Raw genomic sequence first — 21,984 nt, forward strand, 5'->3', positions numbered from 1 at the left:
TTCGGATCAGGCCGGGTAGGGAGCGGGGTCTGGTGCCGCACCTCGCGGCGCTGTCCGAACGAAAGCCCCTAACGGCCGCCGTAGGGACCCGATGCGCGCAGCCGGCGCCACACCGCCTTCGCCGCGTGGTGTCCGGACATGCCGTGCACCCCTGGGCCGGGCGGGGTGGCCGAGGAGCAGATGAAGACCGCGGGGTGCGCCGTCGCGTACGGCACCCGTGCGAGCTTGGGGCGGATCACCGTCTGCAGCCCGGCGAAGGCGCCGCAGGCGATGTCCCCGTCCACGTAGTTCGCGTTGCGCACGGCGAGCCGGGGCGGTCCCGCCACCGCGCGGGCGAGCACCAGATCGCGGAACCCCGGGGCGAAACGCTCCAGTTGGCGTTCGATGACCTCGGTGGCGTCGCCCTCCCAGCCGGCCGGTACGTGTCCGTACACCCAGAACACCTGCTTGCCCTCGGGTGCGCGGGACGGGTCGACGAGGCTCGGCTGGGCGGTGATCAGGAACGGCACACTGGGGTCGCGGCCGCTCACGGCGGCGCGCAGGGCGGAGTCGATCTCGCCGGCCGTGGGACCGATGTGCACCGTGCCGGCCCGGCGGGCCTCCTGCGCGGTCCAGGGGACGGGACCCGACAGGGCGTAGTCGATCTTGAAGCAGGAGGCGCCGTAGCGGTAGCCGCGGTAGGCGTTGCCCAGTCCCGCGATCCGGGCCAGCGCGGTCGGCGAGGTGTCGAAGATGTAGGCGCGGGCCGGCGGCAGTTCGTCCAGCCGCTTGACCTCCGTGCCGGTGGTGATGACACCGCCCAGTTCCCGCAGGTACGAGGCGAGGGCGTCGGAGATGGCCTGGGAGCCGCCGCGCGGCACCGGCCACCCCCGCTCGTGCGCGGCCAGCGCGAAGAGCAGGGCGATTCCGCCGGTCGCGAGCCCGCTGGTGGGGGCGATGGCGTGGGCGGCGAGTCCGGCGAAGAGACCGCGCGCCTTCTCACCGCGGAAGCGGCGGGACAGGAGCGTGGCGGGCTGGACGGCGTCGAGGCCGAAGCGCGCCCAGCGGTACGGGTCGCGCGGCAGTCCGTCCCACGGGGTGCGCAGGAAGTCCTGGGCGAGGGTGTCCCAGTGGCCGAGGAACGGCGCGACGAGCCTGCGGTAGGCCCCCGCGTCCCGCGGTCCGAGCGACATGGCGCTCTCCCCCACGGAGCCGGCCAGCACGGCGGCGGACCCGTCCGGGAACGGGTGGGCGAGGGCCAGCCGGGGCTGCAGCCACTCCAGGCCGTGCCGGGCGAGCGGCATGGCGTCGAAGGCCGGCGAACCGATGCCCAGCGGGTGGACCGCAGAGCAGGGATCGTGGTGGAAGCCGGGGAGCGTGAGCTCCTCCGTGCGGGCCCCGCCGCCGACGGTCCGCCCGGCTTCGAAGACCTCCACGGCGAAGCCACGGCGGGCCAGTTCGGCTGCGGCGGTCAGTCCGTTGGGGCCTGCCCCCACGACGACTGCATCGAGCATCGACGGCACCTTCGGACTCCTTTGTCAGCCGGCGGTCGGAGTACCCAGGATATTCGCAGGCGCCCACGCGCCGGGCGCGGGTAGGGTCCCCGTTCGATGAGTACTCCGAACCCCGCGCAACAGCCGGGCCCGGCCCCGCTCCCCGCCGCGCACCTGACGGCGAAGGAGAAGGCGCTGCGCCACCGGATCGACGCCATGGCCGAGCAGCTCACCGCCGTGCCCGGCATCCGGGCCGTGGCCCTGGGCGGCAGCCGGGCCCGGGGTACTCACCGCCCCGACTCCGACTGGGATCTGGGCCTCTACTACCGCGGCACCCCGGACCTGGCCGCGCTCACCGCGCTGGCCTGCGAGGCACAGGGGTCACCGGTGGAGGTGGCCGGGCCGGGCGGCTGGGGCCCGTGGGTCGACGGCGGGGCCTGGCTGCGGGTGGACGGCACTCCGGTGGACTGGATCCTGCGCGATCTGGACCGGGTCGGCGCGGTCTGGTCGGACTGCCGCCAGGGCCGCTACGAAGTGGGGATCCAGCCCGGCCACCCGCTCGGATTCTGGTCGCCCGTCTATCCGGGTGAGGTCGCTCTCGGACACGTGATCGCCGACCCGTCCGGGGAGTTGACCGCGCTTCAGCGGGAGACGCTCGACTATCCGGAGCCGCTGCGTAAGGCCCTTGTCGATGCGGCCTGGGAGGCGGACTTCTCGGTGGTGTCGGCCGCCAAGTCGGCTCCGGCAGGCGACCGGCTCCACGTCTCGCTCTGCCTGTCCCGGGCGTTCGGCGTCCTCACCCAGTCGCTGCACGCCCACCACCGCACCTGGTGTCTCAACGAAAAGGGCGCACTGGCGGCAGCCGCCGCCCTGCCGGACACCCCGGCGGATTTCGCGGAGCGGGTCGGCGAGGCACTGCGCGGCCTGGACATCGCCGCGGTGGAGGCGGCCGCGGGTGTCGTCGCCGACGTACGGGCGGTCCTGGACCGGGCGCGCAACTGAGGCCTCTCGTACGGATCATGCCGGGCTCGCGTGCCCCGGTGCCTGATCCGGCCGATCCGGGCGCAAGGCCTCAAGCCCCCTCCGGCCGATCAGGGCCGGGGGCATCGGCTTGGACCAGGGCTCGCGCCAGGGCAGCGCTCTCCGGAAGGGTGTCGAGCGAGAGGGGCTGCGTGGCCAGAGCACCCTCGTGCAGCACGAGGAGTTGCGTGGCGAGGGCGGCCGGGGACGAGCAGCCCGCTGCGGTGGCGAGTTCCGTGAACAGGTTCAGCAGCCAGAGCTTCTGGTCCGCGGCGATGCGGTGCGCGGGGTGCGAGGGGTCCGGGAGTTCGGCGAGTGCGTTGATGAAGGCGCAGCCACGGCTGTTGTTCGCGCTCCAGGTCCGCAGTGCCTCGAAAGGGGCGGTGACGGCCTCGGCGGGAGTGCCTGCGGCTGCGACGGCGGCCCGGACGACTGACCGCCAGCGCTGGTCGCGTTCCGTGAGGTAGGCCGCCACGAGGTGGTCCTTCGACCCGAACCGGTTGTACAGGGTCCGCTTCGTCACGCCCGAGTGCTCGGCGATCAGATCCACACCGACCGCTGTGATTCCGCGGTGGTAGAACAGCTCCTCGGCGGCCGCCAGGATGCGCCGGCCGGCCGGCGTCACAGCACGCGCTGCCTGCACCACGGGCCCCCTTCACTGATCGGTGTACGGTGGGAGGAGTTCACAGATCAGTATACCTGCGAGGAGGTTCAGGCGATGGGCGCGTCCCAGTTCATGCGAGCGGTGCGCATCACGAGGCACGGAGGACCGGAGGTTCTGGAGCTGACGGAGGTCGCCGTACCTGCCCCGCGGGCGGGAGAGGTGCTGGTCCAGGTCGGCGCGGTGGCGCTGAACAACACCGACCTGTGGACCCGGGAGGGCGCCTACGGCCGGCCGGGAGACCCGGAGGCGAGGTCGGGCTGGCGCGGCCCGATCGACTTCCCGCGCATCCAGGGCGCCGACGTGGCCGGCCGCGTCGTGGCCGTCGGGACCGGGGTGGCGGAGAGCCTCGTCGGACGCCGGGTGGTGGTCGACCCCGCGATCTACGACACCGAAGGGCCGGACGCCAACCCGGTGGGCCTGATGGGGAGCGAGCGGGACGGCGGGTACGCCGAGTACGTGACGGCGGCGGCAGAGCGCGTGCACGACGTGACGGACTCCCCGCTCACCGACGACCAGCTCGCGACGTTGCCGACCGCCTACGGCACGGCGCTGGGCATGATCGAGCGAGGCCGGCTGCGCAAGGGGGAAACCGTCCTGGTCTCGGGAGCCTCCGGCGGCGTCGGCATCGCACTGGTGCAGATCGCCCGTGCGCGCGGCGGGAGGGTGATCGCCCTCAGCAGCGGAGCCAAGATCGATGCGGTGCGAGAAGCGGGCGCGCACGAAGTCGTCGACCGCGCGGGAGACATCGCCGAGCAGATCCGCGCCGCCGCCCCGGAGGGCATCGACGTCGCGCTCGACGTCGTGGCGGGCGAGCTGGTGGGTGAGGGGCTGCCGCTGCTGCGCGAAGGGGGCCGGTGGGTCATCGCCGGCGCACTCGGCGGCTACGGCGTGACCTTCGACGTGCGCCGCCTCTACCTGCACAACGCCCAGGTCATCGGCTCCGCGATGCACACCCCCGCACACTTCGCCCTCCTCATGGACCTGGCTCGTCGCGCCGGGATCCGACCCGTCATCGCCGCATCCTTCCCACTGGACCAGGCTGCTCGGGCGCAGGAGGAACTCTCCCGCAGGGGCACGTGGGAAAGATCGTCATGCACCCCTGAGTGCCATCCGAAGGGTCACGACCCAGGCCGTCGCACGGGGAGCACGCCGGCCTCGCCCGGCCCGGAACGGCAGCCCCTAGGATTCGGCCATGATCGCCGAACTGCAGTGCGTGGTGCTCGACTGTCCCGATCCGGTACGTCTCGCCGAGTTCTACCGCGTACTGCTGGGCGGGCGCGTCAACCAGGCGGACCGCCGGTGGGCGCTCGACGAGGACTGGGCCACACTGCACACCGCCGCCGGGCTCGTGCTCGGTTTCCAGCGGGCGACGGAGTACCGGCCGCCGCGGTGGCCCGATCCGGAGCACCCCCAGCAGTTCCATCTGGACTTCGGTGTTCGGGACCTGGACGCGGCCGGGGCCGAGGCGGTCGCGGCCGGCGCGACGGTCCTCGACAGCGGCGCCGGCCCCGACCGCCCGTGGCGCATCTTCGCCGACCCGGCCGGTCACCCGTTCTGCCTGGTCAAGCACGGCGCCGGCGGGATGTGAGGAACCCTCAGTCCCGCTGAATGGCCGTGACGCAGCGGGCGAGCAGGCCCCGCAGGGCCTCCCGCTCCTGCGGGGTGAACTCCGCCGCGATGCGGCGTTCGATCCGTACCGCCCGCTCGTCGGCCAGCCGCAGCGTCTCGGCGCCCTCGTCGGTCAGGCGGGTCTCCAGCATCTTCTGGTGCCAGGGGTGCACGGTCCTGACGATCAGGCCGCGCTCCTCCAGGTGCTTGAGCACGGCCGCCATGGCCTGCGGGGTGACCAGGCAGACCCTGGCCAGCGCGGCGCCCGACATGCCGGGATGGTCGGCGAGGGCGAACAGCGCCGCGTACTGCGCCACCGTGAGGTCCGCACCCTTCAGGGCGGCGCTCTTGGCTGCCATGAGCGCTTGCTCTGCACGCTTGATGTCCGCGCCGAGGCGGTCGTCGGCGGTCATTCCCATGCCCGCGAGCGTACAGCCACGGACATCTGCCGAATCACGGACTCATGACAGGCATGGAAGTTGAATCAAGGTCTTGATATAACTCAAGGCATGGATACTCAAGGTGCTCACCACCACTCGCCTTCCCGTTTCGCCGGGACCGTTCTCGTCACCGGCGCCACCCAGGGCCTCGGTCTCCACCTGGCCCGCGACCTGGCCGGCCGCGGCGCGACACTGCTGCTGCACGGCCGGGACCAGGCACGGCTCGACAGGGCCGCCGAGGAGGTACGTGCCCTCTCGGCCGGTCGGGGCGCGGTACGCAGCTACCTCGCCGATCTGTCCGATCTGGACCAGGTCCGGTCCTTGGCGGCGGCCGTACGGGAGGCCGAGCCCCGGCTCGACGTCCTGGTCAACAACGCGGTGGCCGGCGGCGGCGCCGATCCGCTGCACCGAGAGGTGAGCGCGCAGGGCCACGAACTCCGGTTCGCGGTCAACTATCTGGCGCCCTGTCTGCTGATCAGCGAGCTGCTGCCGCTGCTGACCGCGTCGGCCCCGGCGCGCGTCGTCCAGGTGGCCTCGGTCGGGCAGTCGCCCGTCGACTTCGACGACGTCATGATGGAGCGCGGCTACGAGGGCCTGGAGGCGTACTGCCGGAGCAAGCTCGCGATGATCATGTCGACGTTCGACCTGGCCGCGCGGACGCCCGGCACCGGGGTCACGTTCAACGCCCTGCACCCGGCCCACCTGATGGACACCGAGGGGGTGCGGGCGTACGGGCTGACCCCGGCGGTCCCCGTCGAGGAGGGCGTGCGCCCGACGGTGCGGCTGATCACCGACCCGGCGCTGGCGGACGTCACCGGCCGCTACTTCGACCGCTTCACGGACGCGGCGGCCCACGAGCAGGCCTACGATCCGCAGGCCCGCCGGCGCCTCGCCGCGCTGACCCGCGAGCTCCTGGCCCGGTGAACCGGAGGGCCGACCGTGCCGCCGGGCTCAGGCTCCGGCGCGCAGCGCGGCCAGGACGCGTTCGGCGGTCCCGCGGTCGCGGGCGGCGGTGAAGGGCAGGTCGTTGCCACCGGTGATGCGGAACTGCGCGCCGGACAGCGTGGCCTGGGTGCCGCCCGCCTCGGTGACCAGGAGCAGGCCGGCCGCGTGGTCCCAGGCGAACTCCCAGTTGAAGGCGAGCGCGTCCAGGTCGCCACGGGCGACGGCGAGGTATTCGAGGCCGGCCGATCCGCAGGGACGGGCGTCGATGCCTTCGGTCCGCAGGCCGCGCAGGGCCCGCTTCTGCGCGTCGGTGGTGTAGTCGGGGTGCGACATCGCCACGCGCAGTACGGCGTCGGGTGCGGGCGAGCCCGACCGTATCGGAGCGCCGTCGAGCGTGGCCCCGCGGCCGCGGACGGCCACGGCCATCTGGTCCAGGGCTGCGGCGTACGTCCAGGACGCCAGGATCTCGCCGTGGTGCGCGAGCGCGACCAGGGTGCAGAAACCCGGTTCGCCGCGGACGAACTGGCGGGTGCCGTCGACCGGGTCGACGATCCAGACGGGGGCCTCGCCGCCCAGCGCCTCGTAGACCTTCGGATCGGCGTGGACCGCCTCCTCGCCGACGACGGCCGAGCCCGGCAGGAGCCGGCTCAGCGAGGCGGTGAGGTGTTCCTCGGCGAGCCGGTCCGCGGCGGTCACCAGGTCGTGCGGACCGTTCTTCTCGACGATCTCGTGTGCGGCGAGCTGCCGGTAGCGCGGCATGATCTCGGCGGCGGCCGCTGCGCGGACCGCCGCCTCGACCTCGGTCAGGTCCCCGGCAAGGAAGTCATCGATCATGCCCCCAGCTAAGCACGGGCCGCCGGAGGGCCGACGACCTGGTCATGACGGGGAGGTGGCCGCCCGGCGTCCGCCCGGCCGACAGCCCCGTCCTGGCCAGGAGGGGTTGCCCGTCAGCGTCCGACCGCGTACCCCTGCATGCCCCGCGGGTTCGCGGCCGCGGAGAGCACGCCGGTCTCCGGGTCGCGGGCCACCGCGCACATCCGGCCCTCCGACCACGGGTCGCCGACCGTGACGTCGTGGCCGCGGCGGCGCAGCTCGGCGACGACCTCGGGGTCCATGCCCTCCTCGACGGTGACGCTGCCGGGGCGCATCCCGCGCGGGAAGAAGGAGCCGGGGAAGCTGTCGTTGTGCCAGTTCGGGGCATCGATGGCGCCTTGGAGGTCGAGGCCGCCGCGGACCTCGGCGCGCAGGGCGACGGCGAGGAAGAAGTGCAGCTGCCACTGGTCCTGCTGGTCGCCGCCGGGCGTGCCGAACGCCATGACCGGGACGCCGTCGCGCAGGGCGAGCGACGGGGTGAGGGTGGTGCGGGGGCGCCGGCCGGGCGTGAGGGAGTTGGGCAGGCCCGTCTCCAGCCAGGCCATCTGCAGGCGGGTGCCGAGCGGGAAGCCGAGCTCGGGCACGACCGGGTTGGACTGGAGCCAGCCGCCGCTGGGCGTGGCGGAGACCATGTTCCCCCAGCGGTCGACGACGTCCACGTGGCAGGTGTCGCCGCGGGTGGCGCCGTTCCCGGCGACGGTCGGCTCGCCCGCGCGGTCCGCGGTGGCCGTCGGCTCTCCCGCGCCTTCCTTCGAGACCGTGGGCTCTCCGGCGCCGGCCGCAGGTATGCCCATGGCGTCGAAGCCGGACTCCCCCGAGGCGACGGCGTGGGCGTGCTCGCTGAGGACGGGGGTGCGGCCGTCGGGGCTGCCCGGCCGCAGCTCGTGCGAGGCCTGGGCGGTGACGAGGGCGCGGCGGGCGGCGTTGTACGGCTCGGAGAGCAGCGTGCCGAGCGGGACCTCGGCGGCGTCGCCGTACCAGGCCTCGCGGTCGGCCATGGCGAGTTTGCAGCCCTCGATGAGCAGGTGGACGTACTCGGCGGAGCCGTAGCGCGGCAGCTCGGCGGGGAGCAGGGCGAGCTGCTGGAGGAAGGCGGGGCCCTGGCTCCAGCCGCCGGCCTTGGCGAGCGTCCAGCCGTTCCAGTCGTAGGTGGCGGGGGCCTCGTAGGACGCGGACCAGCCGGCCAGGTCGGCGGCGGTGAGGGTGCCCGGGTGGCGTGCGCCGCTGGTGTCCATGGTGGGGACGGCGGCCTGGCGGACCAGGGCCTCGGCGATGAAGCCCTCGCGCCAGACGGCGCGGGCGGCCTCGATCTGCGCGGTGCGGTCGTCGCCGCCGGCCTGCTCGGCCTCGGCGATCAGACGGCGCCAGGTCGCGGCGAGTGCCGGGTTGCGGAACAGCTCGCCGGGCTTCGGCGAGTTGCCGCCCGGCAGGTAGACGTCGGCGGAGGACGGCCACTCGTTCTCGAAGAGCTCGCGGACGGTCTCGACGGTCTGGCCGACGCGGTCGACGGGCGCGTGTCCGTCCTCGGCGTAGCCGATCGCGTACCGCAGCACTTCGGCGACGGTCTTGGTCCCGTGGTCGCGCAGCAGCAGCATCCAGGCGTCGAAGGCGCCCGGTACGGCGGCGGCGAGCGGTCCGGTGCCGGGGACCAGGTCGAGGCCGAGGGAGCGGTAGTGGGCGACGGTCGCACCGGCCGGGGCGGGGCCCTGACCGCACAGCACCTGAACCTCGCCGTCCTTGGGCGCGAGGATCATCGGCACCTCGCCGGCCGGGCCGTTGAGGTGCGGCTCGACGACGTGCAGGACGAATCCGGCGGCGACGGCGGCGTCGTAGGCGTTGCCGCCGTCCTCCAGGACCGCCATCGCGGACTGCGAGGCGAGCCAGTGGGTGGAGGACACCATGCCGAAGGTGCCCTGGAGGGTGGGCCTGGTGGTGAACACGGGTGCGGCTCCTTGCTGCGACGTGCTGAGTTCAGTGGTGCGTTTGCGGATCGTACGTACGGGAGGCGGGCCCGTGCGAGGGGCCCGGTCTCCCGCACGGGAGGTCAGGCGGCCGCGTCCGGGGCGGTGCCGTCGTCGCCGACGAGGTGGCAGGAGACCTGCCGGCCGCCGGGCAGCTCGCGCAGGGCCGGCACCTCGGTGCGGCACCGCTCGGTGACGAGCGGGCAGCGGGTGTGGAAGCGGCAGCCGGACGGCGGGTCCAGCGGGCTGGGCAGCTCGCCGTGCAGCACGATGCGCTCGCGGGAGCGCTGCAGAGCCGGGTCGGGTACCGGCGCGGCGGAGAGCAGCGCCTGGGTGTACGGGTTTTTGGGAGCGGCGAACAGCTCGGCGGTGGGAGCCTGTTCGACGATCTGTCCGAGGTACATCACGGCGATCCGGTCGGCGAGGAACTCGACGGCGGCCAGGTCGTGGGTGATGAACAGGCAGCCGAAGCCGCGGTCGCGCTGGAGGTCGGCGAGCAGGTTGAGCACGGAGGCCTGCACGGAGACGTCGAGGGCCGAGGTCGGTTCGTCGGCGACGACGAGATCGGGGTCGCAGGACAGCGCGCGGGCGATGGAGATCCGCTGGCGCTGGCCGCCGGAGAGTTCGTGCGGGTGCCGGTCGGCGTGCTCGGGGCGCAGCCCGACCTGGGCGAGGAGCTGCTCGACGCGCTCGCGTACGGCGGGGCCGCGGGCCCGGCGGTGCAGCTTGACGGGTTCGGCGATGATCTGGCCGATCGTCATGCGCGGGTCGAGCGAGGACGACGGGTCCTGGAACACCAGGTGGAAGTCCTTGCGCAGTGGGCGCAGAGCGCGGCGGGAGAGGTGGGTGATGTCGGTGCCGTTGATGTGGACGGTGCCGCCGGTGGGTTCGTCGAGGCGGACGGCGCAGCGGCCGACGGTCGACTTGCCGCTGCCGGACTCGCCGACCAGGCCGACGACCTCGCCGTGGCCGATGGTGATCGAGACGCCGTCGACGGCACGGACGGTGCCGCCGCCCGATGCGGCGAAGTGCCGTTCCAGCGAGTCGATCCGCAGCACGGGCTGCTGCTGGTCCGCGGTGCCCCCGGCGCTGTCGCGCGGGGCGGGGACGGTCTGCGCTGCGGTCACTTTCCGGCCTCCTGGTCGGTTCGGGCGGGCCCGGCGACGGGAGCCGGGTCCGGGGTGGGGGCGGCGGGTTTCGCGGTGAGGACGTCGGACGCCTCGTCCGCCGCGTACGGGTGCCAGCACGCCGCGCGGTGGACGGCGTCCGCTCCCGTCCGCGGGTCGACGGACCTGAAGCCGGGCCTGGCGCCCGTACAGGTGTCGTCGGCGCGGCTGCACCGCGGCGCGAAGGTGCAGGCGTCGGGCTGGCTGTCGAGGCTCGGCACCAGGCCGGGGATCTCCGGCAGCCGCCGCTTGCCCTCGCCGCCGGGCCGCAGGACGGCGCCGAGCAGACCGCGGGTGTACGGGTGCCGGGCGGTGGCGAACAGGTCGTGGACGGGGGCCTGTTCGACGGAGCGTCCGGCGTACATGACCAGTACCCGGTCGGCCGCGTCGGCGACGACGCCGAGGTCGTGGGTGACCAGGACGATGGCGGTGCCGAGCCGTTCGCGCAGCGCCTGGAGGACTTCGAGGATTCCGGCCTGCACGGTCACGTCGAGTGCGGTGGTCGGCTCGTCGGCGATGAGGACGGACGGGTCGCAGGCGACGGCGATGGCGATCATCACGCGCTGGCGCATGCCGCCGGAGAGCTGGTGCGGGTACTCGGCGATGCGGCTGCGCGGGGCGGGGATGCCGACCAGGTCGAGGAGGTCCACGGACCGTTCCCTGGCCTCCTTCCTGCTCAGGCCCTGGTGCCTGCGGAGCACCTCGCCGATCTGCCGGCCGATGGTGAGCACCGGGTTCAGTGAGGTCATCGGCTCCTGGAAGATCATCGCGATGTCCTTGCCGCGGACCTTCTGGAGTTCCTTCTCGTGCGCGCCGACCAGTTCCCGGCCGCCGAGCCTGATGGAGCCGCCGATCCGCGCGGTGGGCGGGAGCAGCCCCATCACGGCCATCGAGGTGACGGACTTGCCGCACCCCGACTCCCCCACCACGGCGAGCACCTCGCCGGGATGGAGGTCGTAGGAGACACCGTCGACGGCGTGCACGGTGCGGGTGTCGGAGCGGAAGGACACCGACAGGTCGCGGACGCTCAGGACGGGCTCGCGCACCGGCTCCCGTACGGATTCGAGAACGGTCTCGGTCATCGGGTCCCTCCACGGGGGTCGAGGACGTCCCGCAGTCCGTCGCCGAGCAGGTTGAAGGCCAGGGTCGCCGCGACGATCGCGAGGCCGGGGAAGACGGCGAGCCAGGGCGCGGGTGCCAGGAAGGACTGGGCGCCGGAGAGCATCACGCCGAGGGAGGGGTCGGGCGGCTGGACGCCGAGGCCGAGGAAGCTGAGCAGCGCCTCGCCGATGATCGCGGCGGGGATGCCGACGGTCGCCTGGACGATCAGCGCGGAGGTGGCGTTGGGCAGGATGTGCCGGAAGAGCACGGTCCCGTCGCCGCCGCCGTTGGCGATGGCCGCCCCGACGTAGTCGACGTGCTTGAGGCGCAGGGTCTCGGCCCGGGTGATGCGGATGACCGCGGGGATCTGCGAGATACCGATGGCGATGGTGGCGTTGGTCAGCGAGGGGCCGAGGATCGCCGCCAGCCCCACGGCGAGCACCAGGAACGGGAACGCCAGCATGGTGTCGGTGAGCCGGGAGATGGCGCCGTCGGCGAACTTCCCGTAGTAGCCGCCCGCCAGTCCCAGCGGGACCCCGATCACGAAGGCCAGCACGACGGCGACGAGACCGACCTGCATGGAGGCGCGCGCCCCGTACACGATCCGGGAGAGCTGGTCGCGTCCGAGGTCGTCGGTGCCGAGCCAGTGCGATCCGCCGGGCGCGGCGAGCACGTTCCCGAAGTTTGGCGTGGCGGGATCGTACGGGGCGATCAGCGGGGCGAGGAGTGCGACCAGGATGAAGACGGCGGCGATGATGCCGCCGATGAGGGCGAGCCGGTTCCTGCGCAGGGCGCGCAGCCTGCCGCCGCCGGGCCGCCGCTTCGCGGCCTGCGGGGCAGTGAGCGCTGGGGTCGCTGTGGTCACCGGGCACCTCCGAGCCGGATGCGCGGGTCGATGACCGAATAGACCACGTCGACCAGCAGATTGATGAGGATGTACGCGGCGGAGGTGCAGAGCACCACGGCCTGCAGGGTCGCGTAGTCGCGGGTGAAGACGGCGTCGATGGTGAGCTTGCCGAAGCCGGGCAGCACGAAGATCTGCTCGGTGACGACCGCGCCGGAGATCAGGTGGCCGAGCTGGAGCCCCAGCACGGTCACCACCGTGACGAGGGAGGTGCGCAGTGCGTGCCCGCCGACGACGGACCGCTTGGACAGGCCCTTGGCACGGGCGGTGCGCACGTAGTCGGCGGAGAGCGAGTCGAGCATCGCGGCCCGGGTCTGGCGCATCACGACGGCGGCCAGCCCGGAGCCGAGCACGATGGCGGGCAGCACCATGCGGCGCAGGTTGTCCACCGGGTCGGTGCCGAAGGGCACGTATCCGGAGGCGGCGAACACCGGGATGGCGATGGCGAATCCGAGGACCAGCACGATGCCGAGCCAGAAGGTCGGGATGGAGAGCCCGATGAGCGCGATGCCGTTGGCGAGCCACTCCTCGGGCTTCCCGCGCCGCACGGCGGCGACGACGCCGGCGCCGATGCCCAGGACCACGGCCAGCAGCAGGGACAGCGCGGCCAGTTCCAGGGTGACGGGGAGGGCCTGACCGATCGCGTCGGCGACCGGGAGCCCGGTCCTGGAGGAGGTGCCGAGGTCGCCCGTGAGGGCGTGCCCGATGAACCGCCCGTACTGGACGACGATGCTGTCGTTCAGGCCGTACGCCTCCCGGATCGCGGCGAGCGCCTCGGGGCTGCGCTCCTCACCGGCCAGGGCGAGCGCCGGGTCGCCGGGCAGCGCCCGGATACCGGCGAAGACCACGATCGAGACCAGGAAGAGCGTGATGAGGGACTGGCGCAGGCGCGTCAGCAGGTATTTCGTCATCGGGTGTACCCCGCAGTCGTGACCCGGACCAGTCCGTCGCCGTAGACGCGGATGCCCGCGACGTCCTTGGAGGCGACGACGTAGTTCTTCTGCCGGTAGAGGTAGATCATCGTGTGGGCGTCCTGCACGCGCCGGGTGAGCTCGTCGTAGATCTCGGTGCGCCGGGCCGGGTCGGAGACCGTGCTGCCCTCGGCGATGAGCTTGTCGATCTTCGGGTCGCCGAGTCCGTAGGCGTTCATGGCCCCGGCGGTCTTCAGGAAGTTGGCGACGTTGCCGTCCGGGTCCAGCCGGCCCGACCAGCCGCTGGTGAAGACGTCGTAGTTGCCGGCGTCGGTCTCGGAGAGCATGGTGGCGTACTCGGTCGGCCGCAGCGAGAGGTCGAATCCGGCCTCCTTCACCATGGCCTGGAGGACCTGCCCGACCCGGCCCTGTTCGGGGGTGGTCGAGGTCTTCAGCTCGATCTTCAGCGGGGTCTTCACCCCGGCCTCCTTCAGCAGTCTCCTCGCCTTGGCGACATCACGCTTCGGGCAGTCCTGGGGTTTGATGCCGGGGGCGATGGCGGACTGCGGGGAGATCGGGCCGCAGGCCGGTTCGTACATGCCCTGGAAGACGACCTTGTTGAGGGTGTCGCGGTCGATGGCGAGCTCGAACGCCTCGCGGACCCGGACGTCCCGGGCGATCGGAGTGTCGAGCTTTCCGGGCTTCTGCCCGAGGCCCTTCACGTTGCCGACGTTCAGGCCGATGCCCTGGTAGCCGAGCGAGGGCGAGTTGAAGAGCTGCAGCTTCGGCTCGGTGAGGGCGCTCTGTACGTCGATGGGGCCCATCTGGTCGCCGATCTGGAGGTCGCCGGAGCGCAGGTTGGCGAGCCGGACGTTTCCGTCGGGTATGGGTTTGTAGACGACCCCGTCGAGGTGGACCTTGTCCGCGTCGTAGTAGTTCGGGTCCTTCTTCAGCACGATCCGGTCGCCGCCGACGCGCTCGACGAAGCGGAACGGGCCGACGCAGGAGGGGTGGTTGGTGAAGTTCTTCCCGTACTTCTTGAGCGCGGTCGGTGACATCACCATCCCGGCCCGGTCGGCGAGGACGCCGGTGAGCGGTACGTAGGGCTGCTTGAGCCTCATCCGGACCGTGTACGGGCCGGTGGCCTCGACGGTGGTGACCGGGGCGAGTTCGGTGCCGCGGGCGGATCCGGGGAGATCGCGGTGGCGCAGCAGTGAGGTGACGACGGCTGCGGCGCCGAGCCGGGTGCCGTCGCTGAACTTCAGGCCGTGCCGCACCTTCAGGGTGACGGTGCGGCCGTCGGCCGAGGTTTCGGGCAGTGCGGCAGCGAGCTGCGGCACGACGACACCGTCCTCGTCGATGTCGTAGAGCTTCTCGCACATGCCCGCGAAGACCGTGCGGCCCACGAGGGTCTGGGCGAGCGTCGGGTCGAGTTTGTCCGGGTCGGAGTTGAGAGCGACGGTGAGTGTCCCGCCGTCGCGTACGGACCGGTCGTCGGTCTTGCGTACACCGCCGACCTCGGTCGCCGAGGACTGCAACGACGCGCAGCCCGAGGTGAGGGACACCAGTACAACCGCCACCAGGGCAACCGCTTTTCGGCGCACGAGGGCCTACCTCCCGCCAGGGGGTGATCAAGGAATATCGCAGACCGTATTTCGCATACAGTCCGCAAGGCAAGAGGGGTGCCCACATAGCGGACGATTTTTACTGACGATCGGATAACGGCGGGTGCAGAAGGTGTGAAGACACCTGTCCGCACCCGCCGATATCAGCGCTGTGTGACGGGACGGGGACTCAGTGCGGCCGGTCCGTCGCCGGGTTCGCCCCGACGCCGCCCAGCCACTTCAGCCCGTCCACCACGAAGCGGTTCTGCGTGTCGCTGTCGAACGTCGAGGACAGGGTGGTCCCCGAGTCGTAGTCCATCGCGTTGTGACCGAAGTTCGCGTACAGCATCCGGTAGCTAGTGTTGGTCCACAGGACCGGGTAGTCGCCGCTGTACCAGGACTGGTCCGGATCCGTGCCCAGCGGGAAGCTCACCGGGTCCACGGAGGCCAGGACCTTGATGTCCGGGTTGTCGCGGAGGTCGTTCTCCCACGCGTACCACTCGCTGACCGACGAGGTGAAGGTGGCGGGCAGCCCGGTGGTCGAGGGGTGTGTCCGGTCCTCGGTGCGCAGCACCGCCGTGGTCGGCCCCCAGGTGTTCGACCTGAAGTTGCCGCTGCCGAGGAACTGGTCGTAGTACCAGGGCCAGTCCTGGGCCTCGGTGGTGAACGCGGAGACGTGGAAACCCATCCAGGCGCCGCCGGAGCGCATGTACCTCTCGAATCCGGTGCGCTGGGAGGCGGTCTGCGGGGCGTCGTCGAGGAACAGCACCACCTGGTACTGGTCCGGGGTGATGCTGCTCAGCCGCTCCCAGTCGTCGGTGGAGGTGTAGGAGAAGTTGTTGGCGGCCGCGGTGTCGGGGAACCAGCGGTTGGCTTCCTGGACGAAGCTGATGTGGGCCGCGTCCCAGGTGCCGTTGTAGAAGGCGATCACCTTGAAGTCGGGTGCCTGCGGGGCGTGCGGCGCGGCAAGCGCGGGGCCCGTGGTGAGCCCCAGCAGTAACGCCGGCAGCAGGAGCAGCCACCGGCACAGCCGGCCGAGTCCTCCTCGGGCTCCGGCTCCGGCGCTGATGGTGTTCATCCGAGAGCGTCCTTTCCGAACGGAGTGGGGGGCCGGGCCGGATCCGACGGGGGTCGGATCCGGCCCGGTGTGTCCTGGGGACGTCGCGCTGTTCAGGGCTGGCTGACGAGGTTCGCCACGTTCGACGCGGAGTTGGAGGGTCCTCCCCGTCCGTTGATGACGTGCCGGATCGTCCCGGTGCCGCCGAGTGAGACCGTCACCATGCTCTGGAACCGCACGTTCGGGTTGTCCGGTACCTCGAAGGCGTGCTCGGCGGTCACGGCCGGGTTCGAGCTGAAGAAGCAGTAGCTGCCCAGGCCGTACGCCTGATGGCTGGTGACCGAGTCCGCGACCTTGTAGGCGGCGTAGCCCTGGGTGGACCCGTTCATCCAGGACGCCTGGTCGGGCACGTCGTACGGCATCTCGTTCTGGTAGAAGTACGTGCGCCCGCCGTTGCCGTTCCAGATCGTCTGGTGCTTCTGGTAGTGCTCGACGAACAGCCCGTACATCGTCACGTCGTCGCCGTTGACGACGAGCCCGGTGTCGGCCCGGTTGCTGTTCCAGCCGATGCCGCTGCCGTGGTCGCCGCGCCAGATCCACATGTGGTCGCCGATGACGTGGTCGCTGTTGACCACCAGGCTCGTGGTGGCCCGTCCCACGGCGGCGCCGCCGACCCGGAAGAAGACGTCGTGCAGCGAGGTCGGGTCCGCCGCGTGCGAGGCCGAGGAGCCTGCCGGGCCGACCTCCATCAGGGTCGAGGAGTTCGTCGTACCTGCGTCGAAGAGGATGCCCGCGACCTTGACCCCGTCGACGTCCGCCACCGACATGGCGGTGACGCCGTTGTCGGGCACGAACGTGGCAAGGCCGAGGCCGAGGACGACGGTGTCGGGCCTGGTCACCTTCAGGGTCTGGTCGAGGTGGTAGACGCCCGGGGTCACCAGCAGGTTCTTCCCCTCGGCGAGCGCGGCGTTGATCTGAGCGGCCGTGGCTCCCGCCTTCACGACGAAGAACTTGTCCATGCCGATCGAGGTGCCGGGGGCGTTGCCGCCCGCCCAGGTGGTGCCCGAGGCGTTGCTGCGGACGGACGGCACGAACACCTGGTAGGCGCCGTTGCCGTCCACGTACAGGAACGGCTTCTCACGGACCACGGGGGCCTGGTTCACCGTGGTGTAGGGCGGGTTGGGGAAGCTGGTGGCCGGCACTCCCTGGCTGCCGACGAAGACCATGTTCCAGTTGGATCCGGTCCAGCTGCCGAGGGTCGAGTTCCGGGTGATCCACTGCTGCTGCGTACCGGACCTGACCTGTCCGTCGATCTTGGTGTCGGCCATGAAGCCGCCGCTCGCCCAGCCGCCGTCGTCCAGGGCCAGATTGCCCCGCACATGCATCCGCCGGTACGGGGCCGCCTGGGACACGGCCCAGCGGTCGGTGCCGCCGGCCGGGTTCACCGAGAGGTTCTCGGCGCCGCGCCAGAAGTTCTGGGTGGCGTTCTGCGGCGGGAACCAGTCCGCCTCGGCATGGACGGCGCCGTTGATCGTCACCGAGTCGGGTGACTGCCCGAGTCCGAGGACCTGGGTGTAGAACCCCACGTTGACGTCGTTGCTGTACGTGCCCGGCTTGAACATCACCGCGTACCGCTGGCTGCCGAACTGGTTGGTCTCCTGCTGCCGGAAGATCGAGTCGAGCCGGCTCTGGATGGTGGCCGAGGGCATCGAAGGGTCGAAGACCGCGACGTTGGGGCCGAGGTCGACGTCGCCCGGCGCGGTAGTCACCGGGGTGACCTGGAAGCGCTGGGCGGCGGAGTTGTTGCAGGTGTACTGGACGAGCTGGACGCTGTCGGCCGTGGAGGCGGCGGGCACGTCCAGGCACTTGCCGCTGTTGCGGTTGACGAAGTGGTAGGCGCCGCCGCCCTCGTCGACGGGCTGCCACTGCTGGTTGGTGCCGCCGCCGTACGCCCACAGGTGCACGGCGGCGCCGTCCGCGGTGGACACGTCGCTGACGTCCGCGACCTGGTTGGCGTCGTTGCGGTTGTTGATGCGTACGTAGCCGCCGCTGGTCGCGGTCAGGCTCCACTGCTGGGCGGTGGAGCTGTTGCACGTGTACTGCTGGACGGCGGTGCCGTTGACGGTCGCGGCGGAGCGCGCGTCCAGGCACTTGCCGCTGCCGCTGTTGACGACGGTGGCCCAGCCGGCCGGCAGCGCGGCGGCGGCCTCGGCGGGGCGCGCGGCGGCCGGGGCGGGGGTGGCGGCCAGGACCGACCCGGCCAGGGCGCCGGCCGCGAACACCGCGGTCAGCGCCCGCCGGCGGCGGGTCGGCGAGGAGCCGGACCGGCCCTCGATGGGTTGTCGTACGGGTCTGAGCACGGATTCTCCTGTGCGGGTGGACGGCTCGGTGGGGACGTGGGCGGACTCAGCCGGCGTACTGGGCGAACACCTTGGTGAAGTCCCAGGGCTGCTGGGAGACGCCCGAGCAGGTGTCGGCGCCGCCTCCTGAGCACGGCCGGTCGCGGTTGACCGACCAGAAGGTCAGCCGCGCCAGGTGGCGCTGCTGGGCGTACCCGAGGATGGTGCGGAAGTCGGCGACCGTGACGGTCTCGTTGTCGTCGGTGATGCCGTTCATCGAGGAGATGCCGGTGTGCCGGTACGCCTGGTCGTCCGTGTATCCGTAGGCACTCTTGACCGTGTTCTTCAGCCCTTCGGCCGCGCCGACGGTGAGGTTGCCCATGTTCTGGCCCGCCCCGCCGAAGTCGAACGGCATGATCGTCCAGCTGTCCACGGTCAGGCCCGAGGCGGACGCCTTGCGGATCATGCTGTCGTCGGGTCCGCTCTGTCCGGTGCCGAAGGTGACGTACACCTTGATGCCGGGGTTGGCCGCCTTCACCGTCTTGAGCGCGTCGACCGTGCGCTGCTGCACCGTGGCGCTGGCGTACGCGTCGGCCTCGATGTCGATGTCGATCGCCTTGAGGCCGTAGGCGTTGATCACCTTCTGGTACGCGGCGGCCAGCTCACCCGCACTGGAGCAGGAGCTCTCCAGCTTGTTGCCGCTCCAGCCGCCGAAGGACGGGATGACGTCGCCGCCGGCGCCCCGGACGGTGTTGATCGTCTGCTGGTCGACACCGCCGGTCAGCGGCCTGCCGCCGTCCCACTGCGGGTTGCAGTAGCCGTTGCTCAGGACGAAGGCGAGCGTGAACCACTTGACCCCGGTGGCGTTCATGACGGTGGTCGGGCTGGGCGGGCTGCCCCAGCCGTTGTAGAGGTACGGTGCGACCGCCATGGCCCCGGCGGGTGCCGGGTCTCCCCCGCCGCCGTCGACCGCGGGCGCGGTCCACTTCTGGTTGGCGGCCCCGGTGCAGGTCCATATCTGGAGCCGGGTGCCGTTGGCCGAGCTGTTCCCGGTGGCGTCCAGGCACTTGTCCGCCTGCGGGTTGACGATGTCGCGTGCGGCACTGACCGACCACCGCTGGGCCGCCGAGCCGTTGCAGTCCCACAGCTGGACGACGGACCCGTTGGCGGTGCCCGCCGAGGCGACGTCAAGACACTTGCCCAGCGCCTTGACCGTTCCGTCGCTGCCCAGGCTCCACTGCTGGGCGGTACTGCCGTTGCAGTCGTAGAGCTGGACGGGAGTGCCGTTGGCGGTGCCCCCCGCGGCGACGTCGACGCACTTGCCGCCGACCCCGGTGATCCGTCCGGTGGCCGCGGCCGCGCCCGCGGCGGGCGTACCGGTCAGCCCGGCGATGAGGGCCGCGGTGGCCACGACGCCCAGGGCGCCGCGCACTGCGTGGATGTGGCCGCCTGTCAGGTACCGGCGCATCAGCTGTTCACCGTCCACTTCTGGTTGGCGGCTCCGGAGCAGGTCCAGATCTGCAGCCGGGCTCCGTTGGCCGAGCTGTTCCCGGTGACGTCCAGGCACTTGTTCGCCTGCGGGTTGACGATGTCGCGGGCGCCGCTCACCGCCCAGCGCTGGGCCGCCGAACCGTTGCAGTCCCACAACTGGACGACCGTGCCGTCGGCCGTACCGCCTGACGCGACGTCAAGGCACTTGCCCAGCGCCCTGATCGTGCCGTCTGCGCCGACACTCCACTTCTGGGCGGTCGAACCGTTGCAGTCGTACAGCTGGACGGGCGTGCCGTTGGCGCTGTTCGCCGCGGCCACGTCGACGCACTTGCCGGCCAGGCCGGTGATGGTGCCGCCGGTGGGCGGTGGGCTGTCGCCGGTGGTGACGCGTACGTGGTCGACGACGAGTTGCTGGGGGAAGGTGGTGTTGCCGTCGGGGTCGCCGGGCCAGTAGCCGCCGACGGCGAGGTTGAGGATGAGGAAGAAGGGCTTGTTGAAGGCCCAGGTGTTGCCGCCGGTGTCGGCGGGGGTGCGGCGCTGGTAGACGTTGCCGTCGACGGACCAGGTGACGGAATTGGGCGCCCAGTCGATGGCGAAGGTGTGGAAGTCGTCGGCGAAGGCCTGGCCGCCGGGGAGGGTGTAGCCGGCGCCGATGCCCGCGGAGCCGGAGTAGCCGGGTCCGTGCAGGGTGCCGTGGACGGTGGAGGGTTCGAAGCCGACGTTCTCCATGATGTCGATCTCGCCGGAGTTGGGCCAGCCGACCTGTCCGATGTCGTCGCCGAGCATCCAGAAGGCGGGCCACATGCCCTGGCCGCGCGGGATCTTCATCCTGGCCTCGACGTGGCCGTAGGTCTGGGTGAACTTGCCGGAGGTGTTGAGGCGGGCCGAGGTGTACTGGCAGGTGCCGTACCAGCACTGGTAGTTGCCCGGGTTCTCCTTGCGCGCGGTGATGACCAGGTGTCCCTGGCCGTCCAGCGCGGCGTTCTTGTTCCCGGAGGTGTAGTACTGCCGCTCGTGGTTGTTGACGTTGTCGCCGGTCTCGGTCTGCCACTTGGCGCCGTTGACCGCCGATCCGGCAGCACCGTCGAACTCTTCGTCGAACGTCATGGTGGCCGAGGCCGCCGCGCTCGACAGGGCGGGTTGCGGTGCGGGGGCGCCGCCTCCCGCGAGAGCGGTCGTGACCAGTGCGAGGGTCACGACCGAGAGTACGGAACGCAGCAGGCGCCGCGGCAAACGTGGGGAGTCCATGACTCTCCCTTCCGGTTCATGAGGAGGAAGGAGAATCTGTCATGCATATGTCATGACAGACGCAGGGCGCGTTGGGGCATGCCGAAGCTGCGCCGACCGGGGCGGGGTGCCATGTGCGGAGCGGGACGAGGTGCAGGTGGGGGCGGGCACGTGCGGTGGGGGTGCGGCGTGCAAGGTACTTAATTCACTACGTGATTTAAGAAGTGAACCAATGCACTGTCAAGACCCTGGTCCATACCAGTGCAGGGACGCACTCCCACCCGCGCCCCGCGTGGGGCTACGCAACCCCGGCCGCCGGGGCCGCCGTTCGCGCGACAGGCGCCACGCGGACAAGAGTCAAAGACAGCACACCTGGTCCCGACGCACGCGAGGCACAGGAGTAAAAGTAAGGTTAGCCTTACCTAAATCGCATCCGCTTCGCAGGGAGTCCCCTTGAGCACCGACGCCGACACCACCCCGACCGGCCCGACCGCCGCGGAGCAGGTCCGCACCGTCCTGTCCCGCGCCACCTCGCTCTCCCTCACCACGGCCGGGCAGGACTACGACCTGATCGGTCTGCACTCCGTCAGCGAAAGGGGCAGGATCACCCTGCACCCCGGACCCGACAGCCCCTTGGCGCAACAGGCACTCGACGCCCGGCCGGGCGGTATCGCCGCCCTGCTGGAGTTCACCGACATCGCCCCCACACCGCTGCGCGACCGGGTCCGGGCCAGGGTGACGGTCTCCGGCGGGCTGGCGCCGACGGGCGACGGTGCGCTGCGGCTCGACACGGTACGGGTGGCCCTGCGGACACCGGCGGGTGCGACGCGCGTCGGGCTGGGCGAGATGGCCCTCGCCCAGCCCGACCCGATCGCCCTCGACGAGGCCGCCATGCTGACCCATCTCACCGATTCCCACCAGGAGTTGATGAACGAACTGCTCGGCCTCGCGGGCTCCCGGCTGCCGCGCGGCATGATCCGCTCGCTCCCCCTCGCCCTGGACCGCCACGGCATCACCCTGCGCTGCGAGTACGAAACCGGCCACTGCGACCTCCAGTTGCTCTTCCCGGCCCTCGCCCGCGATGCCACCGACGCCGGTGAGCAGATCCGGCGGCTCCTCCTCGCGCCCCGCGGCTGCGCGCACCACCCCTCCCCCTCCTGACACCAGAGGTATTAGGTTAGGCTTCGCTAAGTAGAGGTAA

17 protein-coding genes and 2 pseudogenes are annotated in these 21,984 nt (G+C 71.6%); 5 read left to right on the plus strand and 14 right to left on the minus strand.

The window, feature by feature from the left end; genetic code table 11:
- Positions 1-68 precede the first annotated feature (68 nt).
- Positions 69-1,502: an NAD(P)/FAD-dependent oxidoreductase gene (locus tag LNW71_RS02235; protein WP_250966668.1), complete on the minus strand. Its 1,434-nt coding sequence runs from the start codon at positions 1,500-1,502 to the stop codon at positions 69-71.
- A gap of 186 nt (positions 1,503-1,688) precedes the next feature.
- Between LNW71_RS02235 and LNW71_RS02240 the strand changes: the two genes are divergently transcribed.
- The gene (locus LNW71_RS02240; RefSeq protein WP_250971868.1) at positions 1,689-2,474 is read left to right on the plus strand and encodes a nucleotidyltransferase domain-containing protein; all 786 of its coding nucleotides are present in this window, start codon (positions 1,689-1,691) and stop codon (positions 2,472-2,474) included.
- Positions 2,475-2,544: 70 nt separating this feature from the next.
- On the opposite strand, the gene LNW71_RS02245 is transcribed toward LNW71_RS02240, so the two are convergent.
- A complete protein-coding gene (locus LNW71_RS02245) occupies positions 2,545-3,135 on the minus strand; it encodes a TetR/AcrR family transcriptional regulator (RefSeq protein WP_250966669.1) in 591 nt (196 codons plus the stop codon).
- A gap of 75 nt (positions 3,136-3,210) precedes the next feature.
- Between LNW71_RS02245 and LNW71_RS02250 the strand changes: the two are divergent.
- Positions 3,211-4,259 (plus strand): annotated as a pseudogene (locus LNW71_RS02250) (zinc-binding dehydrogenase).
- Positions 4,260-4,348: 89 nt separating this feature from the next.
- Complete coding sequence (locus LNW71_RS02255) at positions 4,349-4,744, plus strand: VOC family protein (RefSeq protein WP_250966670.1); 396 nt, start codon at positions 4,349-4,351, stop codon at positions 4,742-4,744.
- A gap of 7 nt (positions 4,745-4,751) precedes the next feature.
- Here the strand turns inward: LNW71_RS02255 and LNW71_RS02260 are convergent, their stop codons facing one another.
- Positions 4,752-5,183, minus strand: coding sequence for a MarR family transcriptional regulator (locus LNW71_RS02260; RefSeq protein WP_250966671.1), 432 nt, complete (start codon positions 5,181-5,183; stop codon positions 4,752-4,754).
- Positions 5,184-5,273: 90 nt separating this feature from the next.
- Here LNW71_RS02260 and LNW71_RS02265 point away from each other — a divergent pair, with 90 nt between their 5' ends.
- Positions 5,274-6,128 (plus strand): SDR family NAD(P)-dependent oxidoreductase, encoded by an 855-nt coding sequence (locus LNW71_RS02265; protein WP_250966672.1) that lies wholly within the window; start codon positions 5,274-5,276, stop codon positions 6,126-6,128.
- 27 nt (positions 6,129-6,155) lie between these two features.
- Here the strand turns inward: LNW71_RS02265 and LNW71_RS02270 are convergent, their stop codons facing one another.
- From LNW71_RS02270 to LNW71_RS02320, 11 genes and pseudogenes are all read right to left on the minus strand, one after another.
- On the minus strand, positions 6,156-6,983 hold the full coding sequence (locus LNW71_RS02270) for an inositol monophosphatase family protein (RefSeq protein ID WP_250966673.1): 828 nt from the start codon (positions 6,981-6,983) through the stop codon (positions 6,156-6,158).
- A 113-nt stretch (positions 6,984-7,096) separates the two neighbouring features.
- The gene (locus LNW71_RS02275) at positions 7,097-8,962 is read right to left on the minus strand and encodes a gamma-glutamyltransferase (RefSeq protein WP_250966674.1); all 1,866 of its coding nucleotides are present in this window, start codon (positions 8,960-8,962) and stop codon (positions 7,097-7,099) included.
- 104 nt (positions 8,963-9,066) lie between these two features.
- On the minus strand, positions 9,067-10,041 hold the full coding sequence (locus LNW71_RS02280; protein WP_308294555.1) for an oligopeptide/dipeptide ABC transporter ATP-binding protein: 975 nt from the start codon (positions 10,039-10,041) through the stop codon (positions 9,067-9,069).
- Between the two features lie 65 nt (positions 10,042-10,106).
- Complete coding sequence (locus LNW71_RS02285; RefSeq protein WP_250966676.1) at positions 10,107-11,231, minus strand: ABC transporter ATP-binding protein; 1,125 nt, start codon at positions 11,229-11,231, stop codon at positions 10,107-10,109.
- Positions 11,228-12,115 (minus strand): ABC transporter permease, encoded by an 888-nt coding sequence (locus tag LNW71_RS02290; RefSeq protein ID WP_250966677.1) that lies wholly within the window; start codon positions 12,113-12,115, stop codon positions 11,228-11,230. Before LNW71_RS02290 ends, LNW71_RS02285 begins: the two co-directional genes overlap by 4 nt.
- Positions 12,112-13,065, minus strand: a complete 954-nt coding sequence (locus LNW71_RS02295) for an ABC transporter permease (RefSeq protein ID WP_250966678.1) — start codon at positions 13,063-13,065, stop codon at positions 12,112-12,114. Before LNW71_RS02295 ends, LNW71_RS02290 begins: the two co-directional genes overlap by 4 nt.
- Complete coding sequence (locus LNW71_RS02300) at positions 13,062-14,645, minus strand: ABC transporter substrate-binding protein (RefSeq protein ID WP_250966679.1); 1,584 nt, start codon at positions 14,643-14,645, stop codon at positions 13,062-13,064. The genes LNW71_RS02295 and LNW71_RS02300 overlap by 4 nt, the downstream gene beginning before the upstream one ends.
- 235 nt (positions 14,646-14,880) lie before the next feature.
- Positions 14,881-15,747 (minus strand): annotated as a pseudogene (locus tag LNW71_RS02305) (ThuA domain-containing protein); the annotation flags it as partial.
- Between the two features lie 92 nt (positions 15,748-15,839).
- The gene (locus LNW71_RS02310) at positions 15,840-17,990 is read right to left on the minus strand and encodes an RICIN domain-containing protein (protein ID WP_250971869.1); all 2,151 of its coding nucleotides are present in this window, start codon (positions 17,988-17,990) and stop codon (positions 15,840-15,842) included.
- 142 nt (positions 17,991-18,132) lie between these two features.
- Positions 18,133-19,533, minus strand: a complete 1,401-nt coding sequence (locus LNW71_RS02315; RefSeq protein WP_250966680.1) for a chitinase — start codon at positions 19,531-19,533, stop codon at positions 18,133-18,135.
- A complete protein-coding gene (locus LNW71_RS02320) occupies positions 19,533-20,804 on the minus strand; it encodes a glycoside hydrolase family 16 protein (RefSeq protein WP_250966681.1) in 1,272 nt (423 codons plus the stop codon). The genes LNW71_RS02315 and LNW71_RS02320 overlap by 1 nt, the downstream gene beginning before the upstream one ends.
- 432 nt (positions 20,805-21,236) lie before the next feature.
- On the opposite strand from LNW71_RS02320, the gene LNW71_RS02325 reads away from it, so the two are divergent.
- Positions 21,237-21,944: a DUF2470 domain-containing protein gene (locus LNW71_RS02325; RefSeq protein ID WP_250966682.1), complete on the plus strand. Its 708-nt coding sequence runs from the start codon at positions 21,237-21,239 to the stop codon at positions 21,942-21,944.
- Positions 21,945-21,984 lie beyond the last annotated feature (40 nt).

Source organism: Streptomyces sp. RKAG290, from assembly GCF_023701695.1.
Classification (GTDB): Bacteria; Actinomycetota; Actinomycetes; order Streptomycetales; family Streptomycetaceae; genus Streptomyces.

Coding starts and splice junctions, on each gene's coding strand:
- LNW71_RS02240 (WP_250971868.1), top strand. CDS start 1,689: ATGGCCGAGCAGCTCACCGCCGTGCCCGGCATCCGGGCCGTGGCCCTG.
- LNW71_RS02255 (WP_250966670.1), top strand. CDS start 4,349: ATGATCGCCGAACTGCAGTGCGTGGTGCTCGACTGTCCCGATCCGGTA.
- LNW71_RS02260 (WP_250966671.1), bottom strand. CDS start 5,183: ATGGGAATGACCGCCGACGACCGCCTCGGCGCGGACATCAAGCGTGCA.
- LNW71_RS02265 (WP_250966672.1), top strand. CDS start 5,274: ATGGATACTCAAGGTGCTCACCACCACTCGCCTTCCCGTTTCGCCGGG.
- LNW71_RS02270 (WP_250966673.1), bottom strand. CDS start 6,983: ATGATCGATGACTTCCTTGCCGGGGACCTGACCGAGGTCGAGGCGGCG.
- LNW71_RS02285 (WP_250966676.1), bottom strand. CDS start 11,231: ATGACCGAGACCGTTCTCGAATCCGTACGGGAGCCGGTGCGCGAGCCC.
- LNW71_RS02295 (WP_250966678.1), bottom strand. CDS start 13,065: ATGACGAAATACCTGCTGACGCGCCTGCGCCAGTCCCTCATCACGCTC.
- LNW71_RS02315 (WP_250966680.1), bottom strand. CDS start 19,533: ATGCGCCGGTACCTGACAGGCGGCCACATCCACGCAGTGCGCGGCGCC.
- LNW71_RS02320 (WP_250966681.1), bottom strand. CDS start 20,804: ATGGACTCCCCACGTTTGCCGCGGCGCCTGCTGCGTTCCGTACTCTCG.